The sequence below is a fragment of the Geodermatophilus sp. SYSU D01036 genome (assembly GCF_054050435.1).
On record NZ_JBJGZJ010000009.1, the window covers coordinates 21,554 to 47,739 of the forward strand.

Annotated in this window: 30 protein-coding genes and 1 pseudogene; 12 read left to right on the forward strand and 19 right to left on the reverse strand. The window is 77.5% G+C overall.

Annotated elements, in window-relative coordinates:
• Positions 1 to 6: 6 nt before the first annotated feature.
• From nth to ACI8AR_RS11240, 5 genes are read left to right on the forward strand one after another with little or no spacing between them, the layout of a single operon-like run.
• The gene (gene nth / locus ACI8AR_RS11220; protein WP_457051100.1) at positions 7 to 789 is read left to right on the forward strand and encodes an endonuclease III; all 783 of its coding nucleotides are present in this window, start codon (positions 7 to 9) and stop codon (positions 787 to 789) included.
• On the forward strand, positions 786 to 1,370 hold the full coding sequence (locus ACI8AR_RS11225) for a TlpA family protein disulfide reductase (protein WP_457051101.1): 585 nt from the start codon (positions 786 to 788) through the stop codon (positions 1,368 to 1,370). Before nth ends, ACI8AR_RS11225 begins: the two co-directional genes overlap by 4 nt.
• The gene (locus ACI8AR_RS11230) at positions 1,367 to 2,137 is read left to right on the forward strand and encodes an NUDIX hydrolase (protein WP_457051102.1); all 771 of its coding nucleotides are present in this window, start codon (positions 1,367 to 1,369) and stop codon (positions 2,135 to 2,137) included. The genes ACI8AR_RS11225 and ACI8AR_RS11230 overlap by 4 nt, the downstream gene beginning before the upstream one ends.
• A complete protein-coding gene (locus ACI8AR_RS11235) occupies positions 2,134 to 2,592 on the forward strand; it encodes a cupredoxin domain-containing protein (protein ID WP_457051103.1) in 459 nt (152 codons plus the stop codon). The genes ACI8AR_RS11230 and ACI8AR_RS11235 overlap by 4 nt, the downstream gene beginning before the upstream one ends.
• Positions 2,593 to 2,595: 3 nt before the next feature.
• A complete protein-coding gene (locus ACI8AR_RS11240) occupies positions 2,596 to 3,777 on the forward strand; it encodes a MarP family serine protease (protein ID WP_457051104.1) in 1,182 nt (393 codons plus the stop codon).
• A 93-nt stretch (positions 3,778 to 3,870) separates the two neighbouring features.
• On the opposite strand, the gene ACI8AR_RS11245 is transcribed toward ACI8AR_RS11240, so the two are convergent.
• The 3 genes from ACI8AR_RS11245 to acs form a co-directional block, all read right to left on the reverse strand.
• Positions 3,871 to 4,671 carry an alpha/beta fold hydrolase gene (locus tag ACI8AR_RS11245; protein ID WP_457051105.1) on the reverse strand — a complete coding sequence of 267 codons (801 nt, stop codon included), beginning with the start codon at positions 4,669 to 4,671 and terminating at the stop codon, positions 3,871 to 3,873.
• A gap of 140 nt (positions 4,672 to 4,811) precedes the next feature.
• Positions 4,812 to 5,315, reverse strand: coding sequence for a phage holin family protein (locus tag ACI8AR_RS11250; RefSeq protein WP_457051106.1), 504 nt, complete (start codon positions 5,313 to 5,315; stop codon positions 4,812 to 4,814).
• A 156-nt stretch (positions 5,316 to 5,471) separates the two neighbouring features.
• A complete protein-coding gene (gene acs / locus ACI8AR_RS11255) occupies positions 5,472 to 7,424 on the reverse strand; it encodes an acetate--CoA ligase (RefSeq protein WP_457051107.1) in 1,953 nt (650 codons plus the stop codon).
• 122 nt (positions 7,425 to 7,546) lie between these two features.
• Here acs and ACI8AR_RS11260 point away from each other — a divergent pair, with 122 nt between their 5' ends.
• Entirely contained in the window at positions 7,547 to 8,254 is a 708-nt protein-coding gene (locus ACI8AR_RS11260) for a (2Fe-2S)-binding protein (RefSeq protein WP_457051108.1), read from the forward strand.
• 67 nt (positions 8,255 to 8,321) lie between these two features.
• On the opposite strand, the gene ACI8AR_RS11265 is transcribed toward ACI8AR_RS11260, so the two are convergent.
• From ACI8AR_RS11265 to ACI8AR_RS11285, 5 genes and pseudogenes are all read right to left on the reverse strand, one after another.
• Positions 8,322 to 9,686 carry an esterase gene (locus ACI8AR_RS11265; RefSeq protein WP_457051109.1) on the reverse strand — a complete coding sequence of 455 codons (1,365 nt, stop codon included), beginning with the start codon at positions 9,684 to 9,686 and terminating at the stop codon, positions 8,322 to 8,324.
• Positions 9,687 to 9,797: 111 nt separating this feature from the next.
• On the reverse strand, positions 9,798 to 10,442 hold the full coding sequence (hflX, locus tag ACI8AR_RS11270) for a GTPase HflX (RefSeq protein ID WP_457051110.1): 645 nt from the start codon (positions 10,440 to 10,442) through the stop codon (positions 9,798 to 9,800).
• 40 nt (positions 10,443 to 10,482) lie between these two features.
• Positions 10,483 to 10,782: pseudogene (locus ACI8AR_RS11275) on the reverse strand (HflX-like GTP-binding protein); the annotation flags it as partial.
• Positions 10,783 to 11,110: 328 nt separating this feature from the next.
• Positions 11,111 to 11,356, reverse strand: coding sequence for a hypothetical protein (locus tag ACI8AR_RS11280; RefSeq protein WP_457051111.1), 246 nt, complete (start codon positions 11,354 to 11,356; stop codon positions 11,111 to 11,113).
• A gap of 61 nt (positions 11,357 to 11,417) precedes the next feature.
• A complete protein-coding gene (locus ACI8AR_RS11285) occupies positions 11,418 to 11,858 on the reverse strand; it encodes a hypothetical protein (protein WP_457051112.1) in 441 nt (146 codons plus the stop codon).
• 342 nt (positions 11,859 to 12,200) lie between these two features.
• Here ACI8AR_RS11285 and ACI8AR_RS11290 point away from each other — a divergent pair, with 342 nt between their 5' ends.
• Both ACI8AR_RS11290 and ACI8AR_RS11295 read left to right on the forward strand, forming a co-directional pair.
• A complete protein-coding gene (locus tag ACI8AR_RS11290; RefSeq protein WP_457051113.1) occupies positions 12,201 to 13,376 on the forward strand; it encodes a sensor histidine kinase in 1,176 nt (391 codons plus the stop codon).
• The gene (locus tag ACI8AR_RS11295) at positions 13,373 to 14,035 is read left to right on the forward strand and encodes a response regulator (protein WP_457051114.1); all 663 of its coding nucleotides are present in this window, start codon (positions 13,373 to 13,375) and stop codon (positions 14,033 to 14,035) included. The genes ACI8AR_RS11290 and ACI8AR_RS11295 overlap by 4 nt, the downstream gene beginning before the upstream one ends.
• A 10-nt stretch (positions 14,036 to 14,045) precedes the next feature.
• On the opposite strand, the gene ACI8AR_RS11300 is transcribed toward ACI8AR_RS11295, so the two are convergent.
• On the reverse strand, positions 14,046 to 15,071 hold the full coding sequence (locus ACI8AR_RS11300) for an S-adenosylmethionine:tRNA ribosyltransferase-isomerase (protein ID WP_457051115.1): 1,026 nt from the start codon (positions 15,069 to 15,071) through the stop codon (positions 14,046 to 14,048).
• The gene (locus ACI8AR_RS11305; RefSeq protein WP_457051116.1) at positions 15,068 to 15,763 is read right to left on the reverse strand and encodes an SDR family NAD(P)-dependent oxidoreductase; all 696 of its coding nucleotides are present in this window, start codon (positions 15,761 to 15,763) and stop codon (positions 15,068 to 15,070) included. The genes ACI8AR_RS11300 and ACI8AR_RS11305 overlap by 4 nt, the downstream gene beginning before the upstream one ends.
• 46 nt (positions 15,764 to 15,809) lie before the next feature.
• Here ACI8AR_RS11305 and soxR point away from each other — a divergent pair, with 46 nt between their 5' ends.
• The 4 genes from soxR to ACI8AR_RS11325 all read left to right on the forward strand — a co-directional run bounded on the left by soxR (position 15,810) and on the right by ACI8AR_RS11325 (position 18,862).
• The gene (gene soxR / locus ACI8AR_RS11310) at positions 15,810 to 16,277 is read left to right on the forward strand and encodes a redox-sensitive transcriptional activator SoxR (protein ID WP_456930434.1); all 468 of its coding nucleotides are present in this window, start codon (positions 15,810 to 15,812) and stop codon (positions 16,275 to 16,277) included.
• Positions 16,278 to 16,358: 81 nt separating this feature from the next.
• The gene (ygiD, locus tag ACI8AR_RS11315) at positions 16,359 to 17,210 is read left to right on the forward strand and encodes a 4,5-DOPA-extradiol-dioxygenase (protein ID WP_456938098.1); all 852 of its coding nucleotides are present in this window, start codon (positions 16,359 to 16,361) and stop codon (positions 17,208 to 17,210) included.
• 238 nt (positions 17,211 to 17,448) lie between these two features.
• Positions 17,449 to 18,198 carry a hypothetical protein gene (locus ACI8AR_RS11320; protein WP_457051117.1) on the forward strand — a complete coding sequence of 250 codons (750 nt, stop codon included), beginning with the start codon at positions 17,449 to 17,451 and terminating at the stop codon, positions 18,196 to 18,198.
• The gene (locus ACI8AR_RS11325) at positions 18,182 to 18,862 is read left to right on the forward strand and encodes a class F sortase (RefSeq protein WP_457051118.1); all 681 of its coding nucleotides are present in this window, start codon (positions 18,182 to 18,184) and stop codon (positions 18,860 to 18,862) included. Before ACI8AR_RS11320 ends, ACI8AR_RS11325 begins: the two co-directional genes overlap by 17 nt.
• A 7-nt stretch (positions 18,863 to 18,869) precedes the next feature.
• On the opposite strand, the gene ACI8AR_RS11330 is transcribed toward ACI8AR_RS11325, so the two are convergent.
• From ACI8AR_RS11330 to ACI8AR_RS11370, 9 genes are read right to left on the reverse strand one after another with little or no spacing between them, the layout of a single operon-like run.
• Positions 18,870 to 19,568, reverse strand: coding sequence for an SGNH/GDSL hydrolase family protein (locus ACI8AR_RS11330; protein ID WP_457051119.1), 699 nt, complete (start codon positions 19,566 to 19,568; stop codon positions 18,870 to 18,872).
• 3 nt (positions 19,569 to 19,571) lie between these two features.
• A complete protein-coding gene (gene cobA, locus ACI8AR_RS11335; protein ID WP_457051227.1) occupies positions 19,572 to 20,819 on the reverse strand; it encodes a uroporphyrinogen-III C-methyltransferase in 1,248 nt (415 codons plus the stop codon).
• A complete protein-coding gene (gene cobC, locus ACI8AR_RS11340) occupies positions 20,816 to 21,895 on the reverse strand; it encodes an Rv2231c family pyridoxal phosphate-dependent protein CobC (RefSeq protein WP_457051120.1) in 1,080 nt (359 codons plus the stop codon). The genes cobA and cobC overlap by 4 nt, the downstream gene beginning before the upstream one ends.
• Positions 21,892 to 22,239, reverse strand: coding sequence for a cobalamin biosynthesis protein (locus ACI8AR_RS11345; protein ID WP_456938093.1), 348 nt, complete (start codon positions 22,237 to 22,239; stop codon positions 21,892 to 21,894). Before ACI8AR_RS11345 ends, cobC begins: the two co-directional genes overlap by 4 nt.
• Complete coding sequence (locus ACI8AR_RS11350; RefSeq protein WP_456930441.1) at positions 22,230 to 23,081, reverse strand: energy-coupling factor ABC transporter ATP-binding protein; 852 nt, start codon at positions 23,079 to 23,081, stop codon at positions 22,230 to 22,232. The genes ACI8AR_RS11345 and ACI8AR_RS11350 overlap by 10 nt, the downstream gene beginning before the upstream one ends.
• Positions 23,078 to 23,812, reverse strand: a complete 735-nt coding sequence (gene cbiQ, locus ACI8AR_RS11355) for a cobalt ECF transporter T component CbiQ (RefSeq protein WP_457051121.1) — start codon at positions 23,810 to 23,812, stop codon at positions 23,078 to 23,080. Before cbiQ ends, ACI8AR_RS11350 begins: the two co-directional genes overlap by 4 nt.
• Positions 23,809 to 24,123, reverse strand: a complete 315-nt coding sequence (locus tag ACI8AR_RS11360) for an energy-coupling factor ABC transporter substrate-binding protein (protein WP_457051122.1) — start codon at positions 24,121 to 24,123, stop codon at positions 23,809 to 23,811. Before ACI8AR_RS11360 ends, cbiQ begins: the two co-directional genes overlap by 4 nt.
• Positions 24,120 to 24,806, reverse strand: a complete 687-nt coding sequence (locus tag ACI8AR_RS11365; protein ID WP_457051123.1) for an energy-coupling factor ABC transporter permease — start codon at positions 24,804 to 24,806, stop codon at positions 24,120 to 24,122. The genes ACI8AR_RS11360 and ACI8AR_RS11365 overlap by 4 nt, the downstream gene beginning before the upstream one ends.
• Entirely contained in the window at positions 24,793 to 26,181 is a 1,389-nt protein-coding gene (locus ACI8AR_RS11370; RefSeq protein ID WP_457051124.1) for a cobyrinate a,c-diamide synthase, read from the reverse strand. The genes ACI8AR_RS11365 and ACI8AR_RS11370 overlap by 14 nt, the downstream gene beginning before the upstream one ends.
• Between the last annotated feature and the right edge of the window lie 5 nt (positions 26,182 to 26,186).

The window sequence follows — 26,186 nt, forward strand, 5'->3', positions numbered from 1 at the left end:
GACCGCGTGTCCACGCCGGCCTACGCGCGCCCCGCTGCGCGCCGTGCTCCCGCCCGCCGTCCGGCCGCCGTGCCCTTCGACCCGGACGAGACGCCGCTGGCCCGCACCCGCCGCGCCCGCCGGATGGCCCGTGAGCTGGCCGTCATCCACCCCGACGCGCACTGCGAGCTCGACTTCACCAACGCCTTCGAGCTCCTCGTGGCCACCGTGCTCTCGGCGCAGACCACCGACAAGACGGTGAACAAGGTCACGCCCGCACTGTTCGCGAGGTACCCCGACGCCGTGGCGCTCGCCGGCGCCGACCGGGCCGACCTCGAGGCGATCCTCAAGCCCACCGGCTTCTTCCGCGCCAAGGCCAACTCGGTGCTGGGCCTGGCGCAGGCGCTGGTCGAGCGCTTCGACGGCGAGGTGCCCGGCCGCATGGCCGACCTGGTCACGCTGCCCGGCGTCGGCCGCAAGACGGCGAACGTCGTCCTCGGCAACGCCTTCGGCGTCCCGGGGCTGACCGTCGACACGCACTTCGGCCGGCTGGTCCGCCGCTTCGGCTGGACCGCCGAGGAGGACCCCGTCAAGGTCGAGGCCGAGGTCGCCGAGCTGGTCCCCAAGCGCGACTGGACCATGTTCAGCCACCGCGTCATCTTCCACGGCCGGCGCGTCTGCCACGCCAAGAAGGCCGCCTGCGGGGCGTGCGGACTGGCCCGCTGGTGCCCGTCCTACGGCATCGGGCCGACCGACCCGGAGGCGGCGACGAAGCTGGTCAAGACGCCCGCGGCGTCGGACACCGAGTGAGCGCCCGGTGCGCGGCCGCGCTGCTGGCCGGCCTCGGGGTGCTGCTGTCGTCCTGCACCGCCGTGGCAGGCGAGCCCGAGGCGCCCGAGCGGGCCACCGTCGCGGAGACGCGGACGGACCTGGCGGCCTGCCCGGAGCAGCCCGACGCCCCCGCCGCCGGCGGCGACCTGTCGGGCGTCGCGCCGATCGAGTGCTTCAGCGGCGGCACCCTCGACCTCGGTCGCGCCCCGGGCGTGCCCACCGTGCTCAACCTGTGGGCGAGCTGGTGCGGCCCCTGCCGGGAGGAGCTGCCGCTGGTGCAGCAGCTCGCCGACGCCGCCGGCGACCGCGTCCGGGTCGTCGGCGTGATCAGCCAGGACGGCGTCCCGCAGGCGGCGTCCTTCGCGGAGGACGCCGGGGTGACGATCCCCGGCGCGTTCGACGGGCACGGCGACGTCGCCGCGGCGCTCGGGCTGCGCGGACTCCCGCACACGGTGTTCCTCGCCGCCGACGGGTCGGTGGCCTTCGTGCGGACCGGCGCGGTCGAGTCCCTCGACGAGCTGCGCGCCCTGGTCGGCGAGCACCTCGGGGTGCCGCTGTGACCGGGCTCCTGCCCGGCGCCGACACCACCGGGCTGCCGGACTACCTGCTGCGGCTGGTGGCCGAGGCGGCCGACCTCCCGCTGCGGCACCGCGTGCAGGCGGCCACCGCCACCGCGCGCCGGTCCGCGGTGCTCATCCTCTTCGGCGAGGGCCCGCGCGGCGCCGACGTCCTGCTCATCGAGAAGTCCGCGCGGCTGCGCACGCACGCCGGGCAGCCGGCCTTCCCCGGCGGCGGCGCCGACCCGGGGGAGGACTACCCGGTGGGCACCGCGCTGCGCGAGGCGCACGAGGAGGCCGGCGTCGACCCGGCCGGCGTCCGGGTGCTCGCCACCCTGCCCGAGCTGTTCCTCGGGCCGTCGGACAACCTCGTCGTCCCGGTCGTGGCCTGGTGGGACGACCCCCGCGACGTCGCGGTCGGCGACCCGCGGGAGGTGGCCCGGGTGGCCCGGGTGCCGCTGGCCGACCTCACCGACCCGGCCAACCGGTTCCGCGTGCGCCACCCGGCGGGCTACGTCGGCCCGGCGTTCGGCGTCGCCGGGATGGTCGTGTGGGGCTTCACCGCCGGGCTGCTCGACGCCGTCCTCGAGGCCGCGGGCCTCGCGCGGCCCTGGGACGTCCGCGACGTGCGCCCGCTGGCGGCGGCCGGTGCGCGGCCGGCGGCCGCGCCCGGGTCGTTGGGGGAGGGCGGCGCCGAGGACGCCGCCGCGCCGACGGTGGCCGACGGCGCGACCGGGGACGCCGCGACAAGTACGGTTCCGCGGCGATGAGCAGGATCTGGACGCGCCGCCTCCCCGCGGCGCTGACCGGCGCGGCGCTGGCGGCCGGGGTGCTGGCCGGCTGCGGCTCCGGCGACGACAGCGGCGGCGGGGCCACGGCGCAACCGAGCCCCGACGCGTCGCTCGGCACGGTCACCACGGCCGAGGACGGCGTCCAGGAGGTCACCATCCAGACGCCGGACGACTACGTGTTCGTCCCCGACACCTTCACCGTGGCGCCCGGCCGGGTCCGGCTGACGGTGCAGAGCACCGCCACGCAGGCCACCCACAACTTCCGCTTCACGCCCGGCGCCGGCGTCGAGGAGATCCCCGAGGAGATCCCGCTGCTGGCCGCGGGGGCGACGGAGACCATCGAGTTCGAGGTCACCGCCCCCGGCGACCACCCGTTCGAGTGCAGCTTCCACGTCCAGCTGGGCCAGACCGGCGTCATGACGGTGCGCGGCTGACCCATGTCGCTGGTCGACCTCGTCCTCATCGTGCTGGCCCTGGTCTTCGCCTTCACCGGCTTCCGGCAGGGCCTGCTGGTGTCGGCCACCTCGTTCCTCGGCTTCCTCGGCGGCGCGGTGCTCGGCGCCCAGCTGTCCGGGCCGGTCGCCGACCGGCTCGACGGCTCCCCGGTCACCCGGGTGTTCGCCGCGCTCGTCGTCGTCCTGGCGGGGGCGCTGCTCGGGCAGGTCCTGGCCGGCGCGATCGGGCGGGCGGTGCGCCGCCGGGTCACCTGGGAGCCCGCGGAGGTGCTCGACTCGGTCGCCGGCGCCGTGGTGTCGGCGATCGCGGTGCTGCTCGTGGCGTGGATGGTCGCCACCCCGCTGGCCACCGCGCCGTTCCCCGGGCTGGCCGGGCAGGTGCGCAAGTCGGCGCTGGTGCAGGCGGTGGACCGGGCCGTGCCCGACGGCGTCCGGGCGGTCTACGACTCGCTGCGCGAGGCGATCGACCGGCGCGGGCTGCCCGACGTCCTGGACCCGCTCACGCCCACCGAGGCGCGCGAGGTCGAGGACCCGGACCCGGCGCTGGCCGCGAGCCCGGTCGTCGGCCAGGTGCAGGGGTCGGTCGTGAAGATCAGCGGCATCGCGCCGTCGTGCTCGCGGCAGATCGACGGCTCCGGGTTCGTCTACGCGCCCGGCCGGGTGATGACCAACGCGCACGTGCTCGCCGGCGTGGACGCCCCGGTCGTCGAGGCCGAGGGCGAGGAGTACGACGCGACGCCGGTGTACGTCGACGAGGAGGTCGACGTCGCGGTGCTCGCCGTCCCGGACCTCCCGCAGGTGCCGCTGGCCTTCGCCCCGGAGGTCGCCGGCACCGGCGACGACGCGATCATCATGGGCTACCCGGGCGGCGGGGAGCTGTTCATCGGCCCGGCCCGCGTCCGCGACGAGGGACCGATCAGCGGCCCGGACTTCCGCAACACCCGCACCGTGCAGCGCGACGTCTACGCGCTCCACGGCGAGGTGCGCGCCGGCAACTCCGGCGGGCCGCTGTTCGACCCGGCCGGGCAGGTCCTCGGCGTCGTGTTCGCCTCGGCGATCGACGACCCCCGGACCGGCTACGCGCTCACCGCCCAGCAGGTCGCGCCCGCCGCCACCGCCGGCGCCACCGCCACCGCCGAGGTCGACACCGGCCCGTGCGAATAGTCGAAGGACCACCCTTCCCCCACGCCTCGCACGCTCGCCGCGGGTCCCTGGAGGGTGGCCGTTCCAGCACGTCACCAGGGCCGTCCCGGTGCGTCACGTGGCCCAGTCGGCAATCGCCGCCGTGACCTCGGGGGCGGCCTCCTCGGGCGGGAAGTGGCCGATGCCGGGGAGCTCGCGCCACTCGTGGGCGCCGGCCACGTAGCGGCCCGAGCCGCGGGCGGTCCGCGGCAGCACCAGCGGGTCGGCGTCGCCGTGCAGCTGCAGGGTCGGCGCGGTGACCGGCGCGGCCATGCGGCGGGCGTAGCGCAGCCCGTCGGGCCGCAGCTGGGAGCGCCCGGCCCAGCGGAAGTACTCCATCGAGCCGTAGGCCGCCTGCGGGATCCGCGCCGCCGACCGGTACCGCTCGACGGCCTCGGCGAAGTCGGCGGTGTGCGTCCAGTCCCGCCCGGCCCACTTGCGCAGGAACTCCGCGACCGGGTCGTCGTCGGTGCGGGTCAGCCGCCGCTCGGGCAGCCGCGGCACCTGGAAGCCCAGCACGTGCCGCAGCGCCCGCCGCTGGGCGGGGTCGCGCAGGCCGGCGCGCAGCAGCCGCGGGTGGGCCATCGAGACGACGACGAGGCGGCGCACGCTGCGCGGGTGCAGCGCGGCCATCGTCCAGGCGACCAGCCCGCCCCAGTCGTGCCCGACGACGACGGCGTCCCGCTCGCCGAGGGCGCGGACCAGCGCCGCGACGTCGCCGGCCGCCGTCGGCAGGTCGTAGCCGCGCGGCGGCTTGTCGCTGGCACCGTAGCCGCGCAGGTCGGGCGCGACCGCCCGGAAACCGGCCGCCGCGAGGGCCGGCAGCTGGGCGCGCCAGGTCCACCAGAACTGCGGGAAGCCGTGCAGCAGGAGCACCAGCGGGCCCTCGCCGGCCTCGGCCAGGTGCAGCCGGACGCCGTTGGCGGAGACGTCGCGGTGGATCCAGGAGCCGGGCAGCAGGACGCTGGTGGCGTCGGGACGCTCGTCGGCGGGAGCGCCCCCGGACCTCGCGACGCTCAGACCAGGTAGCTGTCGGGGGAGCGCCGCTCGACGCGCCCGTTGCTCACCGTCGGCAGCGCGCGGCGCCGCTGACCCGGCTGCTCGCGGTGCATGACGTCGGGCAGTTCGCGCAGCGACTCCAGGGTCCGCTCCGGCTTGTCGATCCGCTTGATCATGCGCATGCCGATCAGCGCGACGAGGCCGGCGATCAGCAGCAGGCCCGCCGTGACGATGAGGTAGGAGACCCAGCGGGGCAGGCCCAGCCAGGTGAAGAGCTCGGCGAGCATGATGAACAGGAAGATGCCGGCGAAGGCCACGAGCACGCCGGCGGCGGCGAACAGCCCCCCGCTGATGCCGGCCTTCTTCGCCGAGCGGCCGATCTCTGTCTTGGCCAGCTCGATCTCCCCGCGGATCAGCGTGGAGACGTCGGCCATGGCGCTCTGCACCAGCACGCCCACGGAGGGGTCGGCGCTGACGGCATGCCGCCCGGCGGGCTGGGTGGTCGACGCGCTGTGGGCCACGGGGGCTCCTCCCTGGTCGGACTGGCGGACGGCCGCGGACGGCCTGGGGAGGATCTTGCCCCGTGACCGCCCGGATCACGCACCCGGAACCCGATCGGGCGGCCGGGACGCGGGAGGCCCGCCCTGCGCCGCGGCGCGGGGCGGGCCTCCGGTGCCTCAGTCCTCGGAGCCGCTGGTGGCGGGCAGCTTCTCCTTGATCAGGTTCATCACCGAGGAGTCGGTCAGCGTGGTGATGTCACCGAGCTCGCGGTTCTCGGCCACGTCGCGCAGCAGCCGCCGCATGATCTTGCCCGAGCGGGTCTTGGGCAGCTCCTGCACGACCATGATCTGGCGCGGCTTGGCGATCGGCCCGATGTCCTTGGACACGTGGGTGCGCAGCTGCTGCACCAGGTCCTCGCCCGAGTCCTGGGCGGACCCGCGGAGGATGACGAACGCGACGATCCCCTGCCCGGTGGTCGGGTCCGACGCGCCGACGACCGCGGCCTCGGCGACGGCGGGGTGCGCGACCAGCGACGACTCGACCTCGGTGGTGGAGATCCGGTGGCCCGAGACGTTCATGACGTCGTCGACCCGGCCGAGCAGCCAGATGTCGCCGTCGGCGTCCTTCTTGGCCCCGTCCCCGGCGAAGTAGACCTCCTTGCCGAACCGCGACCAGTAGGTGTCGACGTAGCGGTCGTCGTCGCCCCAGATGGTGCGCAGCATCGACGGCCAGGGCTGGGTGAGGACCAGCAGGCCGGTGGTGTCGTCGCCGAGCTCGTTGCCCTCGTCGTCGACGACCTTGGCCGAGATGCCGGGGAACGGCGTCTGCGCCGAGCCGGGCTTGAGGTCGGTCACGCCGGGCAGCGGCGTGATCATGTGCGCGCCGGTCTCCGTCTGCCACCAGGTGTCGACGATCGGGCAGCGGCCGCCGCCGATGTTCTCGTGGTACCAGAGCCACGCCTCGGGGTTGATCGGCTCGCCGACCGAGCCGAGCACCCGCAGCGAGGTGAGGTCGAAGCCGGCGGGGATGTCCTCGCCCCACTTCATGAAGGTCCGGATCACCGTCGGCGCGGTGTAGAGGATCGAGACGCGGTACTTCTCGATCAGCTCGAACCAGCGGCCGCGGTGCGGGGTCTCCGGGGTGCCCTCGTACATCACCGACGTCGCCCGGTTGGCCAGCGGCCCGTAGACGATGTAGCTGTGGCCGGTGACCCAGCCGACGTCGGCGGCGGTCCAGTAGACGTCGGTGTCGGGCTTGAGGTCGAAGGTCGCCCAGTGCGTGTAGGCGACCTGGGTGAGGTAGCCGCCGGAGGTGTGCAGGATGCCCTTCGGCTTCGCCGTCGTCCCGGACGTGTACATGATGTAGAGCGGGTGCTCGGCGTCGAAGGCCTCGGGCGTGTGCTCGGGCGACTGCCGGTCGACGACGTCGTGCCACCACAGGTCGCGGCCCTCGGTCCACGCGACGTCCTGCTCGGTCCGCCGGACCACCAGCACGTTGCGGACGCCCCCGGTGCGGCTGACGGCGTCGTCGACCGCGGGCTTGAGCGCGCTGGGCGCCCCGCGCCGGTAGCCGCCGTCGGCGGTGATCACCAGGACGGCGCCGGCGTCGGTGATCCGGCTGGCCAGCGCGTCGGCGGAGAAGCCGCCGAAGACGACCATGTGGACGGCGCCGATGCGGGCGCAGGCGAGCATCGCGACGATCGTCTCGGGGATCATCGGCATGTAGATGGCGACCCGGTCGCCGGCCTGCACGCCGAGCTCGAGCAGCGCGTTGGCCGCACGGCAGACGTCCTCGGTGAGCTGGGCGTAGGTGATCGTGCGGGTGTCGCCCGGCTCGCCCTCCCAGTGGTAGGCGACCTGGTCGCCGTGGCCGGCCTCGACGTGCCGGTCCAGGCAGTTGTAGGCGACGTTGAGCTTCCCGCCGACGAACCACTTGGCGAACGGCGGGTCGGTCCAGTCGAGGACCTCGTCCCACTCCTGCGTCCAGCTCAGCCGGCGCGCCTGGGTCTCCCAGAACGCCAGCCGGTCGGCCTCGGCCTGCTCGTACACGTCCGGGCCCACGTTGGCGGACGCGGCCAGCTGCTCCGGCGCCGGGAACCGGCGGCCCTCCGACCCGGTCGACTCGCTCACGTGTGCTCCCTCCGTCTCGTCGCTGCGCACGCCGTGCCGGCGGCGTGTCCCAGCACACACCGTAGGGGCCCGGGCCGCGCGCGGGGCCGGGGACCGCAACGTCGTTGCAGCAGACTGGGGCCGTGGACGGCGGACCGCAGGCGGTCGTGGCGGCCGGGGTGCCCGGGGCCGCCGGTCTCGGCCTGCTCGCCCCGCCGTCGGCGCGCCCGTTCCCGGCCACGCTGCTGGCCGACCCGGACTGGACGGCGGAGCGGATCGCGGCGCTGGGCCGCCGGTACCGCAGCACCGACCGGCGGGTGCTCGCCACCGTGTGGTGGTACTCGGCGTCGGCGGTGCTGCTGACGCCGGTCGCCGCCGGGCTGGCCACCGGCCGGCCGCTGTCGGCGCGGCCGGCCGACACGACCCTGTACGAGATCGCCGGCGGCACGGTGCTGGCCGCGGTCTCGCGGGCGCCCGCGGGCCCGGACCCGGCGGGGGAGCTGCGGGAGGCGCTGGGGTCGGCGATCGCCGCGGTGGCCGCGGCCGGCGGGGTCCGCGAGCGGCCGCTGTGGGCGGTGGCCACCGACTCGCTGGCCGGCCGGCTGCTCGCCGTCGGGCGGGCGCTCGGCGACGTGGGGACGGTCACCGCGCTGGCCGCGCCGCTCGCCGCCGCCGTCGGCGACCCGATGCCCGCGCCCCGGTACACCGACGTCGGCGGCGTCCGGTTCGTCCGCCGCGCCTCCTGCTGCCTGCTGTACCGGCTGCCCGGCGAGGCCCTGTGCACCGCCTGCCCCGGCCGGCCGCCGGCGGACCGGCAGGTGCTGCTGGAGGCCGCCGCCGGCCTGTGGTGAGTCCCGGGGCCGGGACGGCGACGGGGCGCCCGGACCGGAGTCCGGACGCCCCGTCGGGGAGCCGGCGTCAGCCGGCGGCGCAGACCCGCGCGTAGTCGGCGTCACCGGCGTGCGGGCCGCTGGTGAACCGGCAGCCGTAGGCGGGGTCGGCCACGACGGCGGGGTCGAGGACGTCGTCCCCGGCCGGGCGGACGCCGTTCTCCACCCAGTTCACCAGGTCGGTGAAGGCCTGGTTGCGCTCGGCGGCGGTGAAGTCGCAGTGCCCGACCGAGCGGATGGCGCGCTGCACGAGCAGGTCGCCGTTGCCGTGCGCGAGGGCGTCCTGGGCGTACAGCTGCTCCATGCTGAACGGCACGAACAGGTCGCCCAGGCCGTGCAGCGAGAGCACCGGGACGTCGAAGGTGCCGCTGATGGTCGGGACGCCCGACAGCCCGTTGCCGCCCGGGGAGGCCTGCACGCGCAGGACCTCGGCGTTGAGCTCCCGCTCGGCCGCGCTCAGCGCGGGGTCGGCGTCGAGCTGGTAGACGCGGTCGGCGTTGCCGGGCACCGACTTGGTGGCCGGCTCCTCGCCGTAGCCCGGGTACTGCGGGTGGACGGTCAGCAGGAACTCGTCGAAGGAGGCGAAGCCGGCCTCGGCCAGCGGGCGCTCACCCCCGGAGCGCAGCTCGGTCAGCGCCTGGAGCTGCCGCCCCGCCTCGGTCAGCGCGGACGGGGTGGGCGCCGGGCTGATGCCCAGCTCCGCGCGCATGGTCGGCGTCACCGTCGCCACGTAGTCCGCGGGCGCGGGGAACACCTGCGGGACGTCCGCCAGCGACTGGGCGGCCAGGTTGTAGTCGAGGAAGAAGTCGAACAGCCGGCGGTCGCCCATGACGCCGCAGCGGGGCAGGGCGCCGTCGTACTGGTTGCGGTACTGCTCGATGGTGACGCCGATGACGTGCCCGCCCATCGAGTCGCCGGTGATGTAACGGTGCTCGGGGGCGCCGTAGGTGGCGTCGAAGTACTGCGCCAGGCGGTGGGTGCTCTTCACGCCCGACACCGGGTCGTAGCCGTTCTCGCTGTAGCTGGAGGCCGCCCAGGCGTAGCCCTGGCCGACGAGGAAGTCGCGCTCGGGGGGATTGCTGACCGTCAGCTCGGCGCCGGTGCCGCGGTAGCCGTGCGCGTAGACGACCAGGTCGCCGTTCCAGTTCTCCGGGACCTCGATGCGGTAGCCGGCGCCGTCGTCCAGGACGCCCCACTCGCGGGTCGTGGTGGTGCCGGGCAGGGCGGGGAACGGCAGCTTCGCCTCGTCGACGAAGTACTCGACCGGCGCGGGCACGGGGTAGCGCGGCGGGGGAGCGGCGCCCGCGGGAGCGGCGGTCGCGGGCGCGGCGGTCGCGGTCACGGCCAGCGCCGTGGCGACGGGGAGCAGCAGCAGGCGGAGCGGTCGTCTCACGGAGGGGCCTCCCGGCATCGGTGACGGTGCGGGAACAGTAGGCGCCCCTGTTGCACGGCTTCACACTGGGTGTGTCCCACCTCACGCCGGGTCGGGTCCGGACGCGTCGGATCAGCGCTCCAGCGCGCGGGTGATCGCGGCGGGCAGGTCCTCGACACCCTCCCCGGTGAGGGCCGAGACCGGCACCGCGTCGGGGTAGGCGGTGCACAGGGGCGCCATCCACGCCGGCGGGGCGACGTCGGCCTCGTCGAGCGCGAGCAGCTCCGGGTGGTCGCGCGCGCCGATCTCGCAGAGGACGCCGCGCACCGCCGTCACCTGGCCCGTGGCGTCCGGCGCCGAGGCGTCGACGACGTGCAGCACCAGGGCGGCCTCGGCGACCTCCTCGAGCGTGGCCCGGAAGGCGTCGACCAGCTGGTGGGGGAGGTGGGGGACGTGGCGGACGAAGCCGACGGTGTCGGTGAGCGTGCAGGGCCGGCCGTCGGGGGTGACGGCCCGGCGGACGGTCGGGTCCAGGGTGGCGAACAGCGCGTCCTGGACGAGGACCTCGGCACCGGTCAGCCGGTTGAGCAGCGCGGACCACCCGGCGTTGGTGTGGCCGGTGAGCGCCACCGAGGGCACCCGGCTGCTGCGACGGCGGCTGCGGGTGCGCTGCCGCCGGGCGGCGGTCTGCTCCACCTGACGCCGCAGCACGGTCGTGCGCCGGCGCTGGTGGCGCCGCTGGGACTCCAGCCGCTGCTCGCCCCGGGCCGCGCACACCCGTCCCCGCAGCGCCGGCGCTCCGCCCGCCGCCGATCCGCGAGAGCTCCGTCCCCTGTCCCCGCAGCCGCGGGAGCTGGTAGGCCAGCTGGGCCAGCTCCACCTGGGCGCGGCCCTCGCTGCTGCGCGCGTGCTGGGCGAAGACGTCGAGGACCAGCGCGGTCCGGTCGACCACCCGGGCGCCCACGCGGTCCTCCAGGTCGCGGAGCTGTGCAGGTGAGAGGTCGCCGTCGGCGATGACCGACTCGGCCTGCCGGTCGGCCACCAGCCCGGCCGGCTCGGCCACCTCGCCCGAGCCGAGGTAGGTCCCCGGGGCGGGACGCTCGCGCGCCTGCACCATCCGGCCGACGACCGCGACGCCGTCGGGCTCCGCAAGCCGCTCGAGTTCGCCGAGCAGGTCGACGGCGACCCCGTCCCCCGTCGGGGCCGCCGCGGGGTCCTCCGCCCACAGGCTGAGCAGCACCGCCTGCCAGGCTGAGCAGCACCGCCTGCGGCGGGCCGTCGCCCTCGCCGCCGTTCCCCGGCCGTCCGGCCCCTGCCGTCCCCAGCAGCCCCGCGCCTGGCATCCCGGCCGTCCCGCCGGGGAGGAGAGCCGTGCTGGCCCGGCGGCCCAGCGTCACCGCCGGGCCGCCGGGCCGCCGGGCCGCCACCGGGAGGGGCGACCCGACCTACCGCCCGACCTGCAGGCAGTCCCCGTGGCTGTGGGCGAGGGCGGTGACGAAGTCGCCGGCAGCACCGGGCCCCGACGTCGCGATCGGCTCGGCGAGGGTCGCGCCGATCGGGCGGTACAGCTCTGTCTCCGAGGGGAGGTTCTGGCCGGGACAGGCCGCCTGGCCGGACCCGGCGGCTGCGGGCGTGGCCGTGAGGGCGACGAAGGCGGTGGCGGCTGCCACCACGGCGAGACGACGGGACATCGGAACAGCCCTCCGTTCCTGTGACGGGGCCGCCGTGGAAGGCGGCCGTTCCCGCTCGTGATCAGGGCAGGCAGCCCTGCACGTGGTGCTCCTGCCGGTCGACCAGGGTCCGGTCGCCGGCCTGGACGAGCAGTCCCGTGGCCGTGATCGTGAACGGCGTTCCCTGCTCCGACTCGCCGACCGCGTGGAACGTGCTGGTCATCGTCAGGACGCCGCCGCGCGGGTGCACGCCCCACCGGTCGGTGTACCGGGTGGTGTACGTGTGAGAGCCCGAGTGGACCACGAGCGTCCCCTCCGTCTCGGAGCGTGCGTCGAGCACGGTGGGGTCGACCTCACCGCTCTCGGTCAGCGCGACGACCTGCGCGTCGGTCAGGCCGCCGACCGTCGACCGCAGCCGGATCGTCTGGGTACCGGTGAAGTCGGCGGTCTCCTGCGGGGTGCACAGGCCGGTGTCCCCCTCGGCGCCGGTGGCCTCGTGGCTCTCCTGCACCGGGACCGTCACGACGTAGTCGGTGGATGCCGGCGCCGCCGAGGCTGCCGAGGGAACCACCACCCCGGCCGCCGTCAGCGCGGCCACGACAGCGGTTCGTCGTCCGCGGCGGAGGCGCACGGAGGGACCGGACCGTGCCGCACCGGCCCGGCCGGGGACCGCCGGTGCGGGACGCCGAAGCTGCGAAGAGGTGTTCATCGGGACCTCCACGGACGGGTGGACGGACGGGTCGAGCCTCCCGGCGCAGCCGGGCCGGTACATCGGGCCGGAGGTGGGTTCGCCTCCGTCCACCGGTGGAGCCGCATCGGCCCGCGGACGGATCCCCCGGAGGTCGCCGGCGGCTACCGTTCCCCCGTGACCCGGCGCCGGGTGCTGTTCCGCCGGCCGGCGGGGATGAGGCTGCTCGGGACGTCCCCCGGGGAGTGGGTCCCCGCCGTCGCGCTGGCCGGGGCGTGTGTCGCCGAGGCGCTCCTGGGTGCGGGCTCCCGTCACCCGGCCGCGGACGCGGTCGCCGGAGGCCTCGCCGCGTTCGCCCTCGTGGCGCGGCGCCGCGCGCCGGTCCTCGTCCTGCTGGTGGCCTGCGGCACGATCCTGCTACCGGCTGCCGCCGACGGAGCGTCCCAGCTGGCCACCCAGGGGGCGGTGATCGTCGTCGGCGTCTACGCGTGCGGCCGCCACGGGCGCACACCGTGGGCCTGGCTGGGCATCCCGATCGGGTCGGCGGCCGTGTTGCTCCACCTCGCCTGGGACCCGCTCGACACCGTCTCGTCGTCCTGGCAGTGGGCGCTCAACCCCATCTGGATCCAGGCCCTCGGAGCGTGGGTGCGCCAGCAGGCCGGCGCCGTCGAGCGGACGCGGGCGGAGGTCGAGGTGCGCGCGGCGGCGGCCGCCGCCGAGCAGCGGGTGCGCATCGCGCAGGAGGTGCACGACGTGCTCGCCCACGATCTGGTCGTCATGCTGGTCCAGGCCGACGTCGCCGACGAACTGCTCGAGTCCGACCCGGACCGCGCCCGCCGGGCGTTGGCCCACGTCCAGGCCACGGGCCGCTCGGCCATCCGGGACGTCCGCGGGGTGCTGGAGGCCCTGCGCGGACCGTCGGACACCTGCGGCCAGGATCCGCAGCGGCCGGTCGTCGAGCAGATCGAGGCGGTCGTGGCCGCCGTCCGCGCAGCGGGCCTGCCCGTCTCGCTCGTCGTGGCCGGCGAGCCGAGTTCGGTGGACCCGGCGACCGGAGCGGTGGCTCTCCGCGTGGTCCAGGAGGCGCTCACCAACGTGCTGCGGCACGCCGGGCGGCCCGCGACCGAGGTCCGGCTGGCGGTGACCGACGCGCGGCTCGCCGTGCGGGTGCACAACGCCCCCGGTCCCGGACCGCTGCGACCCGGCTCCGGTGGGCGTGGGCACGGCCTGCCCGGGATGCGCGAGCGGGTCGCCACCGTCGGGGGCGCGTTCACCGCGGGTCCGGACCGCGCGGGTGGGTTCACCGTGGCGGCGGAGCTGCCGCTGCCCGACGAGGCGGGCGGTGCCGGGTGATCCGCGTCCTGATCGCCGACGACCAGGAGCTGGTGCGGGAGGGACTCGCCCTCATCCTCGGCGCGCAGTCCGACATCGCCGTGGTCGCCACCGCCCGTGACGGCGTCGAGGCGGTCACCCTGTCCCGGCAGCTCGCGCCGGACGTCGTCCTGATGGACGTGCGGATGCCCCGGCTCGACGGCATCCAGGCCACCCGGCGGATCCAGGACGCGGTGCCGGGCTGCCGCGTCCTCGTGCTGACCACCTACGACCTCGACGAGCACGTCCTCGACGCGCTGGCGGCCGGTGCGAGCGGCTACCTGCTCAAGGACACGCCGCGTCAGTCCCTGCTCGCGGCGGTCCGTGCGGTCGCAGAGGGGGACGTCCTCCTCGACCCCGGGATCACCCACCGCCTGGTGCACCACCACCTGCGGGGACCGGCCACCCCGGCCGCCCGGCGGCTCCTGGACCGGCTGACCCGGCGGGAGGCCGAGGTGCTCGGGGTGGTCGCCGGAGGTGCCACGAACGCCGAGATCGCCGTCGAGCTCGGGATCAGCGAGGCGACGGTCAAGACCCACGTGGCGAGGCTGCTCGAGAAGCTCGGTGCCCGTGACCGGATCCGGCTGGTCGTCCTCGCCCACGAGGCCGGGCTCGTCGAGTCGCCGACCCGGCACGCGTGAGGTGGCCCCCTCAGGGCAGGAAGAGCATCGAGTCGCCGAACTCGTGCCACAGGTAGGCGCCGGCCGCGGCCGCCTCGTAGGCGGGCGCGACCAGGTCCCGGCCCGCCACCGCCTCCAGCAGCAGGAGGTGGCTGGCCTCCGGCTCGTGCAGTCCCGTGACCAGCCCGGTCACCGCGCGGGCCGGCCGGTCCGGGCCGAGCACGAGGTCGGTCCAGCCCTCGCCGGGCCGGGTGACGCCGTCCTCGCCGGTCACCGTCTCCAGCGCCCGGGTGACGGTGGTGCCGACGGCGACCACCCGCCGCCCGGCCGCCCGCGTCGCGGTGACCAGCCGCGCGGTGACCTCGGGGACCCGGTAGCGCTCCGGCGCCGGCGGCTCGTGCAGCTCGGGGCTGGAGACGCCCGCGTGCAGCACCAGCGGCACCACCGGGACGCCGCGGGCCATGAGGCGGACCAGCAGGCGGTCGGTGAACGGCCGGCCGGCGCTGGCGTTCTCCGCGCTGCCCGGCTCGGTGGCGTAGACGTTCCGGACGTCGTCGAGCGCGACCGGCCCGCGCAGGTGGCGGTAGCGAACCGGCTCGCCGTGCCGGGCCAGGTAGGCGGGGACGGCGACGGCCGGCTCGGCGACCGCCCGCCACAGCCGTCCCGGGCGCGCCGGCTCGGGGAAGCCGGCGCGCAGGACCAGCCGGACGCCGCCGGGCAGCAGGAGCGCGGCGCCGGGCTCGAGGCCGGTCTCCGGGCCGTCGTCGGCCGGGCGGCGCACCTCGACCACCCAGGTCCCGTCGTCGAGCGTGGTCGAGACGTGCACCGGCGTGCGGGAGCCGTCGGCGCGGCGGGCGGTCAGGCGGGCCGGCAGCGTCGCCGAGGTGTTGACCACGACCAGGTCCCCGGGCTCGAGCAGGCCGGGCAGGTCGCGGAACCGGGCGTGGGTGAGGCTGCCCGGGCGGACGGCCATCAGCCGGACGCCGTCCCGGGCCAGCCCCCGGCGCTCCGGCGGCTCGCCGGCCTCCGCCCCCATGGGCACGGCGACGGCGGTCACCGGTGCGCCGCCGTCGCGAGATCGGCGACCCGCACGCGCGGGCCGGGCGGGTCGCCCTCCAGCAGCGTCAGCAGCGCCGGGGCGACGTCGGTCGGATCGGCGAGGCCGGCCGGGTCGGCGCCGGGGTCGGCGGCGGCGTGCATGTCGGTGGCCATGTCGCCCGGGTCGACGGCGACCACGCGCAGCGCCGGGTGCTCGACGGCGAGCACCGCGGTGAGCAGGTCGAGCGCGGCCTTGCCCGCCCCGTAGCCGCCCCAGCCGGGGTAGGCCTCGACGGCGGCGTCGCTGCTGATCGACACGACCGTCCCGCGGGCGCGCTCGAGGGCGGGCAGCACCGCCTGCACCAGCGCGAGCGGGGCGACGGCGTTGGTCCGCAGCAGGTCCTCCAGCACCGCCGGCGGGAGGTCGGCCAGCCGCGGCAGCGGGACGGGGCCGAGCGCGGAGGCGTTGTTGACCAGCAGGTCGAGGCGGTCGCCGGCGGCGGCGGCCAGCGCGGCGCGGTGGGCCGGGTCGGCGACGTCGCCCGGCACGGCGGTGGCCAGGTCGGGGTGGGGGAGCCCGGCGACGGCGGCGGCCAGCCGTCCGGCGTCGCGGGCGTCGACGACGAGCCGCCACCCGCGGCGGGAGAGCTCGGTGGCGAGGGCGAGCCCGAGGCCGCGGGAGGCCCCGGTGACCAGTGCGGTGGGTGTCATGCGGCTACCGTGGAACCTGAAGTCGACTTGAGGTCAAGGGGGCTCCGTGGAGCTGCTCGCGATCGGGGAGGTGGCCGCCCGGTCCGGCCTCGCGCCGTCGGCCCTGCGGTACTACGAGGCCGAGGGGCTGATCGCCGCGAGCCGCACCCCCGGCGGCGCGCGGCGCTACCCCCGCTCGGTGCTGCGCCGGCTGGCGTTCGTCCGCGCGGCGCAGAACGTCGGGCTGTCGCTGCCGGAGATCCGCGAGGCGCTGGCCACGCTGCCCGACGGGCGCACGCCCTCGGCGCGCGACTGGGCGCGGCTGTCCCGCGGCTGGCGGGACCGGCTCGACGCGCAGATCGCCGCGCTGGAGCAGTTGCGCGACGGGCTGACCTCGTGCATCGGCTGCGGCTGCCTGTCGCTGACGTCGTGCGCGCTGTCCAACCCGGGCGACGCCGCGGCGGCGGAGGGCCCCGGCGCCCGGCGGCTGTCCCCGCTGCTGCGCCGCGTGCCCCCGGCCGGCCGCGCGGGCTGAGCGCGCCTCGCGGGGGCCGCCGGAGGCGGGCATGATCCGTCCGGGACCGAGTCGCGGGACGCCGCCGGGGAGGACAGCCGCATGACCCTCATGCCCGCCGCCTTCATCGGCCACGGCAACCCGATGAACGCCCTGGAGCGCAACCGCTACACCGACGCCTGGCGGGCCTTCGGCCGCGCGGTGCCCCGGCCGCGGGCGATCCTCGTCGTCTCCGCGCACTGGTACGTGCACGCCACCGCGGTGACGGCGATGCCGCGCCCGCGCACCATCCACGACTTCTTCGGCTTCCCGGACGAGCTCTTCGACGTCTCCTACGACGCCCCGGGGCTGCCCGAGCTGCACGAGCAGGTGTCCGACGTCGTGTCCCCGACCTGGGTGGGCGCCGACCTCGACAGCTGGGGGATCGACCACGGCGCCTGGTCGGTGCTGGTGCACGCCTTCCCCGACGCGGACGTCCCGGTGGTGCAGCTGTCGATCAACGCGCTCAAGGGCCCGGACTACCACCTGCAGATGGGCGCGGCCCTGGCGCCGCTGCGCGAGGACGGCGTCCTGGTGATCGGCAGCGGCAACGTCGTGCACAACCTCGGCGGGGTCAGCCGCGCGCTGCCGGACGCCGGCTTCGACTGGGCGCAGCGCTTCGACCAGGCCGCGCGCGAGGCCATGCTCACCGACCCCGGCGCGGTGGGCCGCCTGGACGGGCACCGGGACTTCGACCTCGCCGTCCCCACGCCCGACCACTTCCTGCCGCTGCTCTACGTCGCCGGCATGGCCGGGGCCACCGGGACGACGGCGGAGGTGCTGGTCGACGGCTACGCCTACGGGTCGCTGTCGATGACCTCCTACACGGTCGGCATGCCCGCGCCCGGCGCCGAGGGCGGCGGCTTCGCCGCGCCGCTGCCCGAGGGACCCCCACCGGACGGCGCCAACATCTAGCCGCCCGCCGGAACGGTGACCGGTTCACTCCGGAGCGTGACGGCGAGCCGTCGGGACGGAGGAGTCCGTCACCGATCGATGTCACGGTCGTTCCCCCCGGACAGTGACGCCGCTCGTGTCCTGACATCCCCGGGGGGTCCCTTTGTCGTCCGCTCGCCGTTCCCCGTCCCGCAGGCCCCGTGGCCGCCGGGCGCTGCTCGTCGCCGGCCTGGTCGCCGCGGCGGTCGCGGCGCCCGGGGTGGCCGCAGCCGCTCCGGGCGACGCCCCCACCGACCCGCTGGAGGGCGTCGTCACGACGCTCGAGCAGGCCGTGACCGGGCAGGGCGGGGACGCCGCCGAGCCTCCGGCGCCGCCCGGCACCGGTGCGCTCCCGCTGCCGGGCGCCGGCCAGGAGGAGCCCGCCGAGCCGGCCCCCGCGGAGGAGGGTCCGGTCCCGCCGCTGCCGGATGCGCTCGTGCAGGGCCTGCAGTCCGCGCTCACCCCGCTCGGCGTGCCGGAGCACTGCGTCCAGGGCGTGGCCGACGGCGTGCAGGACCTGCTGAACGGCGTGGTGTCCCAGGACCCCGCGGCGGCCGTGCAGGAGCTGGTCGCCGGGCTGCAGGGAGCGCTGACCGGCCTCGCGTCCGGGCAGCCGCCCGCGCTGGACCCCGCGGCCCTCGGGAGCGCCGCCGAGCAGGTGGCAGCCGACGTCGAGGCCCTGCTCGCGGCGTTCCAGGCCTGCCTGCCCGCCCTCCCGGAGGCGCCCGAGCCCCCCGCGCCGGCGCCGGGGCCCGCCCCCGAGGCGCCGCACGCCGCGCCGGTCGCCGCGCCCGTGGCCGGGCAGCCCGTGCAGTACCCCGGCTACGCGCCGACCGGCGGGGACGAGGGCGTCGAGACCCAGGGGCCCGGCGCGGTGCTCCCGCCGGCCGCCCTGGGCGGCGCCCTCCTGGTCGCCGGCGGGGCCGGTGCCGCCGTCTCCCGGGCACGATCCCGTGCGGTCGGTCGCTAGGGAGCTCTCGGGCCAGCGCCTGCCGCTGCTGGTCTTCCTCGTCGTCGTCCTCGCCGGGGCCGGGGTGTTCGTGTGGACCGGGCGCCCGGCGGCCGACGCCGCCGCGGCGTCCCCCGCCACCTCGCTGGTGGCGGTGCCGGCGACCGGTGAGGTGCCCGCCCTGCCGGCCGCCGTCGCCCCGGCCGCGGGCCCGGTCGTGCCGGCGCGGATCGCCGTGCCGGCCATCGGCGTCGACACCGCGGTCGAGTCCCGCGGGACGGTGCGGTACGAGAACCCGTTCACCGGCCGGGACGTCGACGGCTACGGCGTGCCGCAGTCGATGCGCACGACGTCCTGGTGGTCCGACGGGCCGGCACCCGGGTCCGGGCAGATGGCCGTCGTCCTCGGTCACGCCGGGGCCGCGGGCGGCGCGGTGTTCGACCGGCTGCCGGAGCTGTCCCCCGGCGACGAGGTGGTCCTGGTCGACGCCGGCGGCGCCTGGCTGCGGCTCGAGGTGCTCGGCGACCCGGTGACCGGGCTGGACAAGGCCACCTCGGCCCTCGCGGACGCGCTCAACGGGCACCCGGCCGGCGCCGACCTCGCGCTGGTCACCTGCGGCGGGGAGTTCGACGAGGCCGCCGGCGCCAGCGAGGACAACACCGTCGTCTTCGCCCGCGTGGTCTGAGGCCGGTTCAGGCCAGCGCCACCCGGGCGAGGTCGTCGGCCCAGAGCGCGCAGGCCGCGGCGCCCGGGTGGAAGCCGTCGTCGGCGAACAGCCCCGGCCGGTCCAGCGGCGGCGCGGGGGCGTGCCGGACGCCCGGGCGCGTCAGGCGTCCCAGCTCGGCGTCGAGGGCCCGGGCCTGGCGGCCGAGCACCCCGCGCAGCGGCTGCGGCAGGGTGGGGAAGCGGCCGAGGTCCGGCAGCCCGGCCAGCACGACGACGCCGTCCGGCGCGGTGAGCGGCGCCAGGGCGCGCAGCAGCGCGGTCACGTCGCGGCGCCAGGCGGCCCGGGAGCGCAGCCGCAGCGTGTCGTTGACGCCGAACGCGACCAGCACGACGCCGGCGGGCGGGCCGGCGAGTCCGGGGACCAGCAGCCCGGGCGCCTGCGCGACCGTCGTCCCGGTGCGCGCCGACAGCCGCCAGCGCACCTCCCGGCCGCTGCGGGCGGCCAGCGCGGCGGCGAACCGGGCGGCGAGCCCGTCCTCCTGCGTGGCGACCCCGACGCCCGCGGCCGGCGACTCCCCGACGACCGCCGCGGTCAGCGGCGGCCCGTCGCCCGGGACGACGCCGGCGCGCGGCCCGGGCGCCTCCGGCAGCACCGGCGTGCGGCGGCGGACCCCCGCGGCCTGCACCAGCAGCACCGGCGCCAGGGCGACCGCGAGCGCGCGCACGGGCTACAGCCGCGTCCCCAGGGCGACGACCTCGCCCACGACCCACACGGCCGGCGGGCGGATGCCCTCGTCGGCCAGCGTCCCCGCCAGCCCGGCCAGCGTGGTGCGGACCGCGCGCTGGGTGGCCGTGGACCCGTCGGCGACGACGGCGACCGGCGTGTCCGGCGCCCGGCCGTGCTCGACCAGTGCCGCGGCGATCGCCCCGGCGGTGTCCACGCCCATGAGCACGACGACCGTGCCGCGCAGCCGCCCGAGCGCGGCCCAGTCCACCAGCGACTGCGGGTGGCCCGGCGGCACGTGCCCGGAGACGACGACGAACTCGTGCGTCAGCCCCCGATGGGTGACCGGGATGCCGGCCAGCGCGGGCACCGCGATCGCGCTGGTCACGCCGGGCACGACCTCGACCGGCACGCCCGCGGCGACGCACGCCTCGAGCTCCTCCATGCCGCGGCCGAAGACGAACGGGTCGCCGCCCTTGAGCCGCACCACGCGCCGGCCGGCCAGCGCGTGCTCGACCAGCAGCGCGTTGATCTGCTCCTGCGCCATCGACCGGCCGCGCGGGAGCTTGGAGGCGTCGATGACCTCGACCTCCGGCGGCAGCGAGGCCAGCAGCGACTGCGGCGCCAGGTGGTCGGCCAGCACGACGTCGGCCTGCGCGACCGCCTGCTGCCCGCGCACGGTGATCAGTCCCGGGTCGCCCGGCCCGCCGCCGACGAGCACCACGCTGCCGGCCCGCCCGCCCTCCGGCTCGCGGGCGGCGCGGTCGCGGATGCTGCCGTCGGTCAGCCCGGCGACGACGGCGTCGCGCACGCCGACCGCCCGCTGGGGGTCGCCGCCGCCGTGCACGCCGACCACCAGGTCGCCCTGCCGGCCGACGGCGGGGGTCCAGACGCTGGAGGCCGACCGGTCGTCGGCGCGGGCGCAGAAGACGCGCAGCCGCTCGGCCTCCTCGGCGACCGCGGCGTTGACGGCGGGGTCGTCGGTGGCCGCCACCGCGTACCAGGCGCCGTCGAGGTCGCCGGGCTGCCAGCCGCGGCGCACCCAGGTCAGCGAGCCGGGCGCGACCAGCGCCTCCAGCGCCGGGGTGACCTCGGGGCTGACGACGGTCACCCGCGCGCGGGCCTCGAGCAGCCCGGCCACCCGGCGGTGCGCGACCTGCCCGCCACCGACCACGACGACGCGGCGGTCGAGCAGGCGCAGGCCGACGGGGTAGACGACGCCGGACGCAGGGTCGACGGGCGTGGCGCTCAGCGGTGCTCCTCCGGGACGGGGGCCGGCTGCGACGTCGTCGTCGGCACCGGACCGGGGATCTCGGTCCCAAGGATCGCAGCGAGGTCCGCGGCGAACGCACGCGAGGTCGCCGGGTCGCGCACGGCGACGCGGAGGTGGTCGGGGGACAGGCCGGGGAAGGTGTCGCCGCGGCGCACCGCCCAGCCGCGCCCGCGCAGCGCCGCCCGCACCCGCCGGCCGCCGGGCACCCGCAGCAGCACGAACGACGACCGCGGCGCGCCGAGGACGGTCACGCCGGCCGGGAGGGCGGCCAGCAGCGCGGCGCGGTGGACCTCCAGCTCGCGGGCGGCCGCGTCGGCCTCGGCGCGGGCGGCGGGGGTGGTGCAGGCGACCGCCGCGGCCAGCGCGGGCGTGGACAGCGGCCAGTGCGGCTGGGCGGCGGCCATCGCCGCCACCAGGTCGGCCGCGCCCAGCGCGTAGCCGACCCGCAGCCCGGCCAGCCCCCACGTCTTGGTCAGGCTGCGCACGACGAGCAGGCCGGGCAGGTCGGGGCGGCCGGCCAGCGACCCCGGCTCGCCGGGCACGGTGTCGGCGAAGGCCTCGTCGACCAGCAGCACCCGGCCGGGGCGGGCCAGCGCGGCCACGTCGGCGGCCGGGTGCAGCACCGACGTCGGGTTGGTCGGGTTGCCCAGGACCACGAGGTCGGCGTCCTCGGGGACGTCCCGCAGGCGGTAGGACGGCGGTTCCAGCAGCAGCCGCTCCACCGGGTGCCCGGCCGCGCGCAGCGCCGCCTCCGGCTCGGTGAACGACGGGTGCACCACCACCGCCCGCCGCGGCCGGACCGCCCGGGCGAGCAGCACGAACGCCTCGGCGGCGCCGGCGGTGAGCAGCACCTCGGCGGGGTCGCGGCCGTGCGCGGCGGCCACCGCGGCGCGGGCCGGGCGGGCGTCGGGGTAGGCGGCGACGTCGTCGAGGGCCCGCCGCAGCACCGCCCGCAGCCACGGCGGCGGGGTGCCGGCGCGGACGTTGACGGCGAGGTCGGTGAGCCCCGGGGCCAGGTCGAGGTCGCCGTGGTGGTCCAGGTCGTACGAGGTCACCCGGCCACCGCCACGGTCACCCGCCCGTGCACGGTCTTGCCCACCACCAGCCGGGCGCCGCCGAGCAGGGCCGCGGCCTCGGCCACCGACGCGGTGCCCACCGCCGCGGCCACCCGCGCCGAGGGCGAGGGGACGGCGACCCGGGCGAGGTCCGCGGCGGGGTGACCGGCCAGCGGCCAGCCGCGGGCGGCCGCGGCGGCGACCAGGCCGGGCTCGGCGGCGCGCGCGTCGAGGGTGGCCAGCCGCGCCACCCGGGCGTCCGGCGGCAGGACGGCGTCGACGGCGGTGAGCACCTCGTGCGCGCTCACCCCGGGGACCGCGCCGACGCCGACGGTCACGTCCACGGGGTCACGCCCGGCCGGTCGGGGAGGGCGGCGAGCAGCGCGGCGGCGTCGCGGGGGAGCGGGCCGGCGGGGAGCAGGCCGAGCTCGCGCAGCCGGGCGCCGACGGTCAGCGCCCAGGGCCGGTCGAGGCGGGCGCGCGCGAGCAGGGCGTCGTCGGCGAGCAGCTCCTCCGGCGGGCCCTGCACCACCCGCCGGTCGACGACGACGGCCACCTCGTCGGCCCAGGCCAGCGCCAGGTCGACGTCGTGCGTGCTCATCACGACCGTGGAGCCCGACGCCTGCAGCCGGTCGAGGGCGGCCAGCGCCTCGGCGACGGCGGAGGGGTCGAGGCCGGCGGTGGGCTCGTCCAGCAGCAGCACGCAGGGGCGCATGGCCACCGCGCCGGCGATCGCCACCCGCTTGCGCTCGCCGTAGGACAGCTGGTGGGTGGGCCGCCCGGCCAGGCCGTCGACGGCGAGCAGCGCCAGCGCCTCGGCCACCCGGGCGCGCACCTCGTCCTCGGGCAGGCCGAGGTTGAGCGGGCCGAAGGAGACGTCCTGGGCCACCGAGGCGCTGAACAGCTGGTCGTCGGGGTCCTGCAGGACGAGCTGGACCTCCTGCCGGTGCGCCCGCAGGCCGCGGCGGGTGTGGTGCAGCAGCGCGCCGTCGACGGCGACCCCGCCGGCGTCCGGGCGCAGCGCGCCGGACAGGCAGCGCAGCAGCGTCGTCTTGCCCGAGCCGTTGGCGCCGAGGACGGCCAGCCGGCGGCCGGCCGGGACGGTCAGCGCGGCGCCCTCCAGCACCCGGCGGCCGCGCTCGTAGCCGACGACCAGGCCCTCGGCGGTCAGCGTCCGGTGGCTCACGCGAGCACCCCGACGGCGACCAGCGCGGCCAGCCCCGCGGCGGTGGCGGCGAGGAAGCCGCGGGAGGACGGCCGGGACTCGGGCAGCACCCGCAGCCCGGTCTCCATCCCGCGGCCGGCGAGCCCCTCCTGCAGCCGGCGGGCGCGGTCGAAGGACCGGGTGAACACCGCGGCCGCCAGCGCCCCGGAGGACCGGTAGGAGCGGCGCCAGGTCGAGTGGCCCATCCGCGCCGTCTGCGCCTCGCGGACGGTGCGCAGGCTCGCCAGCAGCACGAACAGCAGCCGGTAGGTCACCCCGGCGACCTCGACGACGGCCGCCGGGACGCGCAGCCGGCGCAGTGCGGCCAGCAGGTCGGTCATCGGCGTGGTGGTGGCCAGCAGCAGCCCCGCCGCGCCCCCGGCGACCGAGTGGCCGACCAGCGCGCCGGCCCGCTCCGCGGCGTCCGGCGCCCAGCCGAGCCCGCCGTCGCCCACGGAGACGACGGCGGTCAGCGCCCCGACGGCGACGAAGGTCAGCGGCCAGCGCACCGCGCGGCCGAAGGTGCGCGCCGGCACCCGCGCCGGGCCCAGCGCGAGGACGACGGCGGTGACCGCGACCAGGACGCTGCCCGGCCACACCGGCAGCACCAGCGCGCAGACGACCAGGCCGCCGGTGAGCAGCAGCTTGTCCACCGGCGAGCGGGTCCGCCAGGCGCTGGCCCAGGCGGCGTCGTCGACCGCCAGCCCGGTCACGGCGCCTCGGGGGGCGGGGCGGCCTGCTGCTCGCGCGTCTGCCGCCGGCCGCGCAGCCGGCCGAGCACGTAGCCGAGCACGCCGCCGCCGAGCGCGGCCTGCAGCGCGAACAGCCCCGACTCGACCTCGGCCGAGGACGGGCTGAACACCGACTCGAACCACGGCGTGTAGCCGGACTCCTCGATGACCTCGGTGGCCCGGCTGTCGCTGCCGGCGTAGTCGGAGACGCCGCCGTCGAGGGCCAGCGGGAGGGCGAACAGCGCCACCACCGCGAGGACGAGCAGGACGGTGACCAGGCGGCGGCGGGTCACCGGGCCTCCTCCGGGGTGGCCGCCGGGCGCAGCAGGCCGAGGCGCTCGAGCTCCGGCCGGGCGTTGACGGTGAGCACCCGGAACAGCAGCACGCCGAGCAGGCCCTCTCCGACCGCCAGCGGCACCTGGGTGACCGCGAAGACGCCGAGGAACTTGACCGCCGCGGCGAGGAGGCCGCCGTCGGCGTCGGGGAAGGCCAGCGCGAGCTGCAGCGACGTCGTTCCGTAGGTGGCGAGGTCGGCCAGGGCGAGGGCGACGAAGACGCCGGGCAGCAACCCGGCGCCCAGCGCCCGCGCCAGCCGGTAGGCGCCGTAGCCGACCCACGGCCCGACGACGGCGAAGGAGAACGCGTTCGCGCCGAGCGTGGTGAGCCCGCCGTGGGCCAGCAGCAGCGCCTGGAACAGCAGGACGACCGTGCCGAGCAGCGCCATCACCGGCGGCCGGAACAGCACCGCCCCGGCGCCGGTGCCGGTCGGGTGGCTCGAGCTGCCGGTGACCGAGGGCAGCTTGATCGCGCTGAGCACGAAGGTGAACGCCCCGGCCGCGCCGAGCAGCAGCGTGGACTCCGGGTGCTCGCGCACCTCGGTCACCACCGCCCGGGCGCCGTGGACGACGAACGGCGCGGCGGCGATGGTCCAGCCGATCGCGTGCGGCGCCGGCAGGAAGCCCTCAGCGATGTGCATGGCGTGCCCTCTCCGGGACGGCGGCCGCGCAGGCGGCCACGAACCGTTCGGCCAGGGCCGGGGAGCCGGCCCAGTGCAGGTGCAGGTAGGAGGCGTGCACCGAGCCGGCGACGAACCCCTCGGGCGCGCCCCCGGGCCACCGCCAGGCCGGGGTGGGGCCGGCGCCGGGGAGCGCGTGGGTGCGGTGGAACTCGTGCCCGCGCACCCGGGTGCCGGCCGGCGCCAGCACGCTGTCGGACAGGGCGACCGCGGCGCGGTAGCCGAGGGTCAGCCGCGGCGTCATCGCCGTCGCGACGTCGAGGACGCCGCACATCGGCGCGCCGTCGAGCTCGCGGGAGAGGTAGAGCAGCCCGGCGCACTCGGCGGCCACTGGGCCGCCGCGGGCGGCGAGGGCCGCGATGGCCTCCCGCAGCGGGGTGTTGGCCGACAGCTGGTCGGCGTAGACCTCGGGGAACCCGCCGCCGACCACCAGCCCGGCGGTGCCCTCGGGCAGCGCCTCGTCGCGCAGCGGGTCGACGGTCACCACCTCGGCGCCGGCCGCGGCGAGCAGCTCGGCGTTCTCCGCGTAGCCGAAGGTGAACGCCGGCCCGCCCGCGACGGCGATCCGCGGCCGCCCGGCGACCGCGGCGACCTCGGCGGCCGGGTCCCACGGGGTCCCGTCGAGGTCGGGTGCGGACCGGGCCAGCCGCAGGACGGCGTCGAGGTCGAGCCCGGCGCCGACGACCTCGCCGAGGCGGCGCACCGTGGCCAGCGCCTCGGCCGAGCGCTCGGCGGCCGGCACCAGCCCCAGGTGCCGCGACGGCGTGCCGAGGGCGTCCAGCCGCCGGACCGCGCCGAGCACCGGCACTCCGGCCGCGTCCAGCGCCTCGCGCAGGATCGCCTCGTGCCGGTCGCTGCCGACGCGGTTGAGCACCACGCCGCCCAGGCGCACCCGCGGGTCGAAGGTGGCGAACCCGTGCACCAGCGCGGCCACGCTCTGCGCCTGCGCGCCCGCGTCGACGACCAGCACCACCGGCGCCCGCAGCAGCCGCGCGACGTGCGCGGTCGAGGCGAAGCCGGGCTCGACGTCGGGGGAGGTGGCGCCGTCGAACAGGCCCATCACGCCCTCGACGACGGCGACGTCGGCCCCCCGCGCGCCGTGCAGGAACAGCGGGACGACGCGCTCCTCGCCCTGCAGCACCGGGTCGAGGTTGCGGCCCGGGCGGCCGGCGGCGAGGCCGGTGTAGCCGGGGTCGATGTAGTCGGGGCCGACCTTGTGCGGGGAGACGGCCAGCCCGCGGGCGGTCAGCGCGGCGACCAGGCCGGTGGCGATCGACGTCTTGCCCGCGTTGCTGCTCGGGGCCGCGACCACCACGCGCGGGACCACGCTGTTCACCCGCC

Excerpts from the sequence above, each read along its gene's own strand:
- ACI8AR_RS11280 (WP_457051111.1), bottom strand. The coding sequence starts at position 11,356 with ATGTCCCGTCGTCTCGCCGTGGTGGCAGCCGCCACCGCCTTCGTCGCC.
- ACI8AR_RS11235 (WP_457051103.1), top strand. The coding sequence starts at position 2,134 with ATGAGCAGGATCTGGACGCGCCGCCTCCCCGCGGCGCTGACCGGCGCG.
- ACI8AR_RS11365 (WP_457051123.1), bottom strand. The coding sequence starts at position 24,806 with ATGCACATCGCTGAGGGCTTCCTGCCGGCGCCGCACGCGATCGGCTGG.
- ACI8AR_RS11240 (WP_457051104.1), top strand. The coding sequence starts at position 2,596 with ATGTCGCTGGTCGACCTCGTCCTCATCGTGCTGGCCCTGGTCTTCGCC.
- ACI8AR_RS11305 (WP_457051116.1), bottom strand. The coding sequence starts at position 15,763 with ATGACACCCACCGCACTGGTCACCGGGGCCTCCCGCGGCCTCGGGCTC.
- ygiD (WP_456938098.1), top strand. The coding sequence starts at position 16,359 with ATGACCCTCATGCCCGCCGCCTTCATCGGCCACGGCAACCCGATGAAC.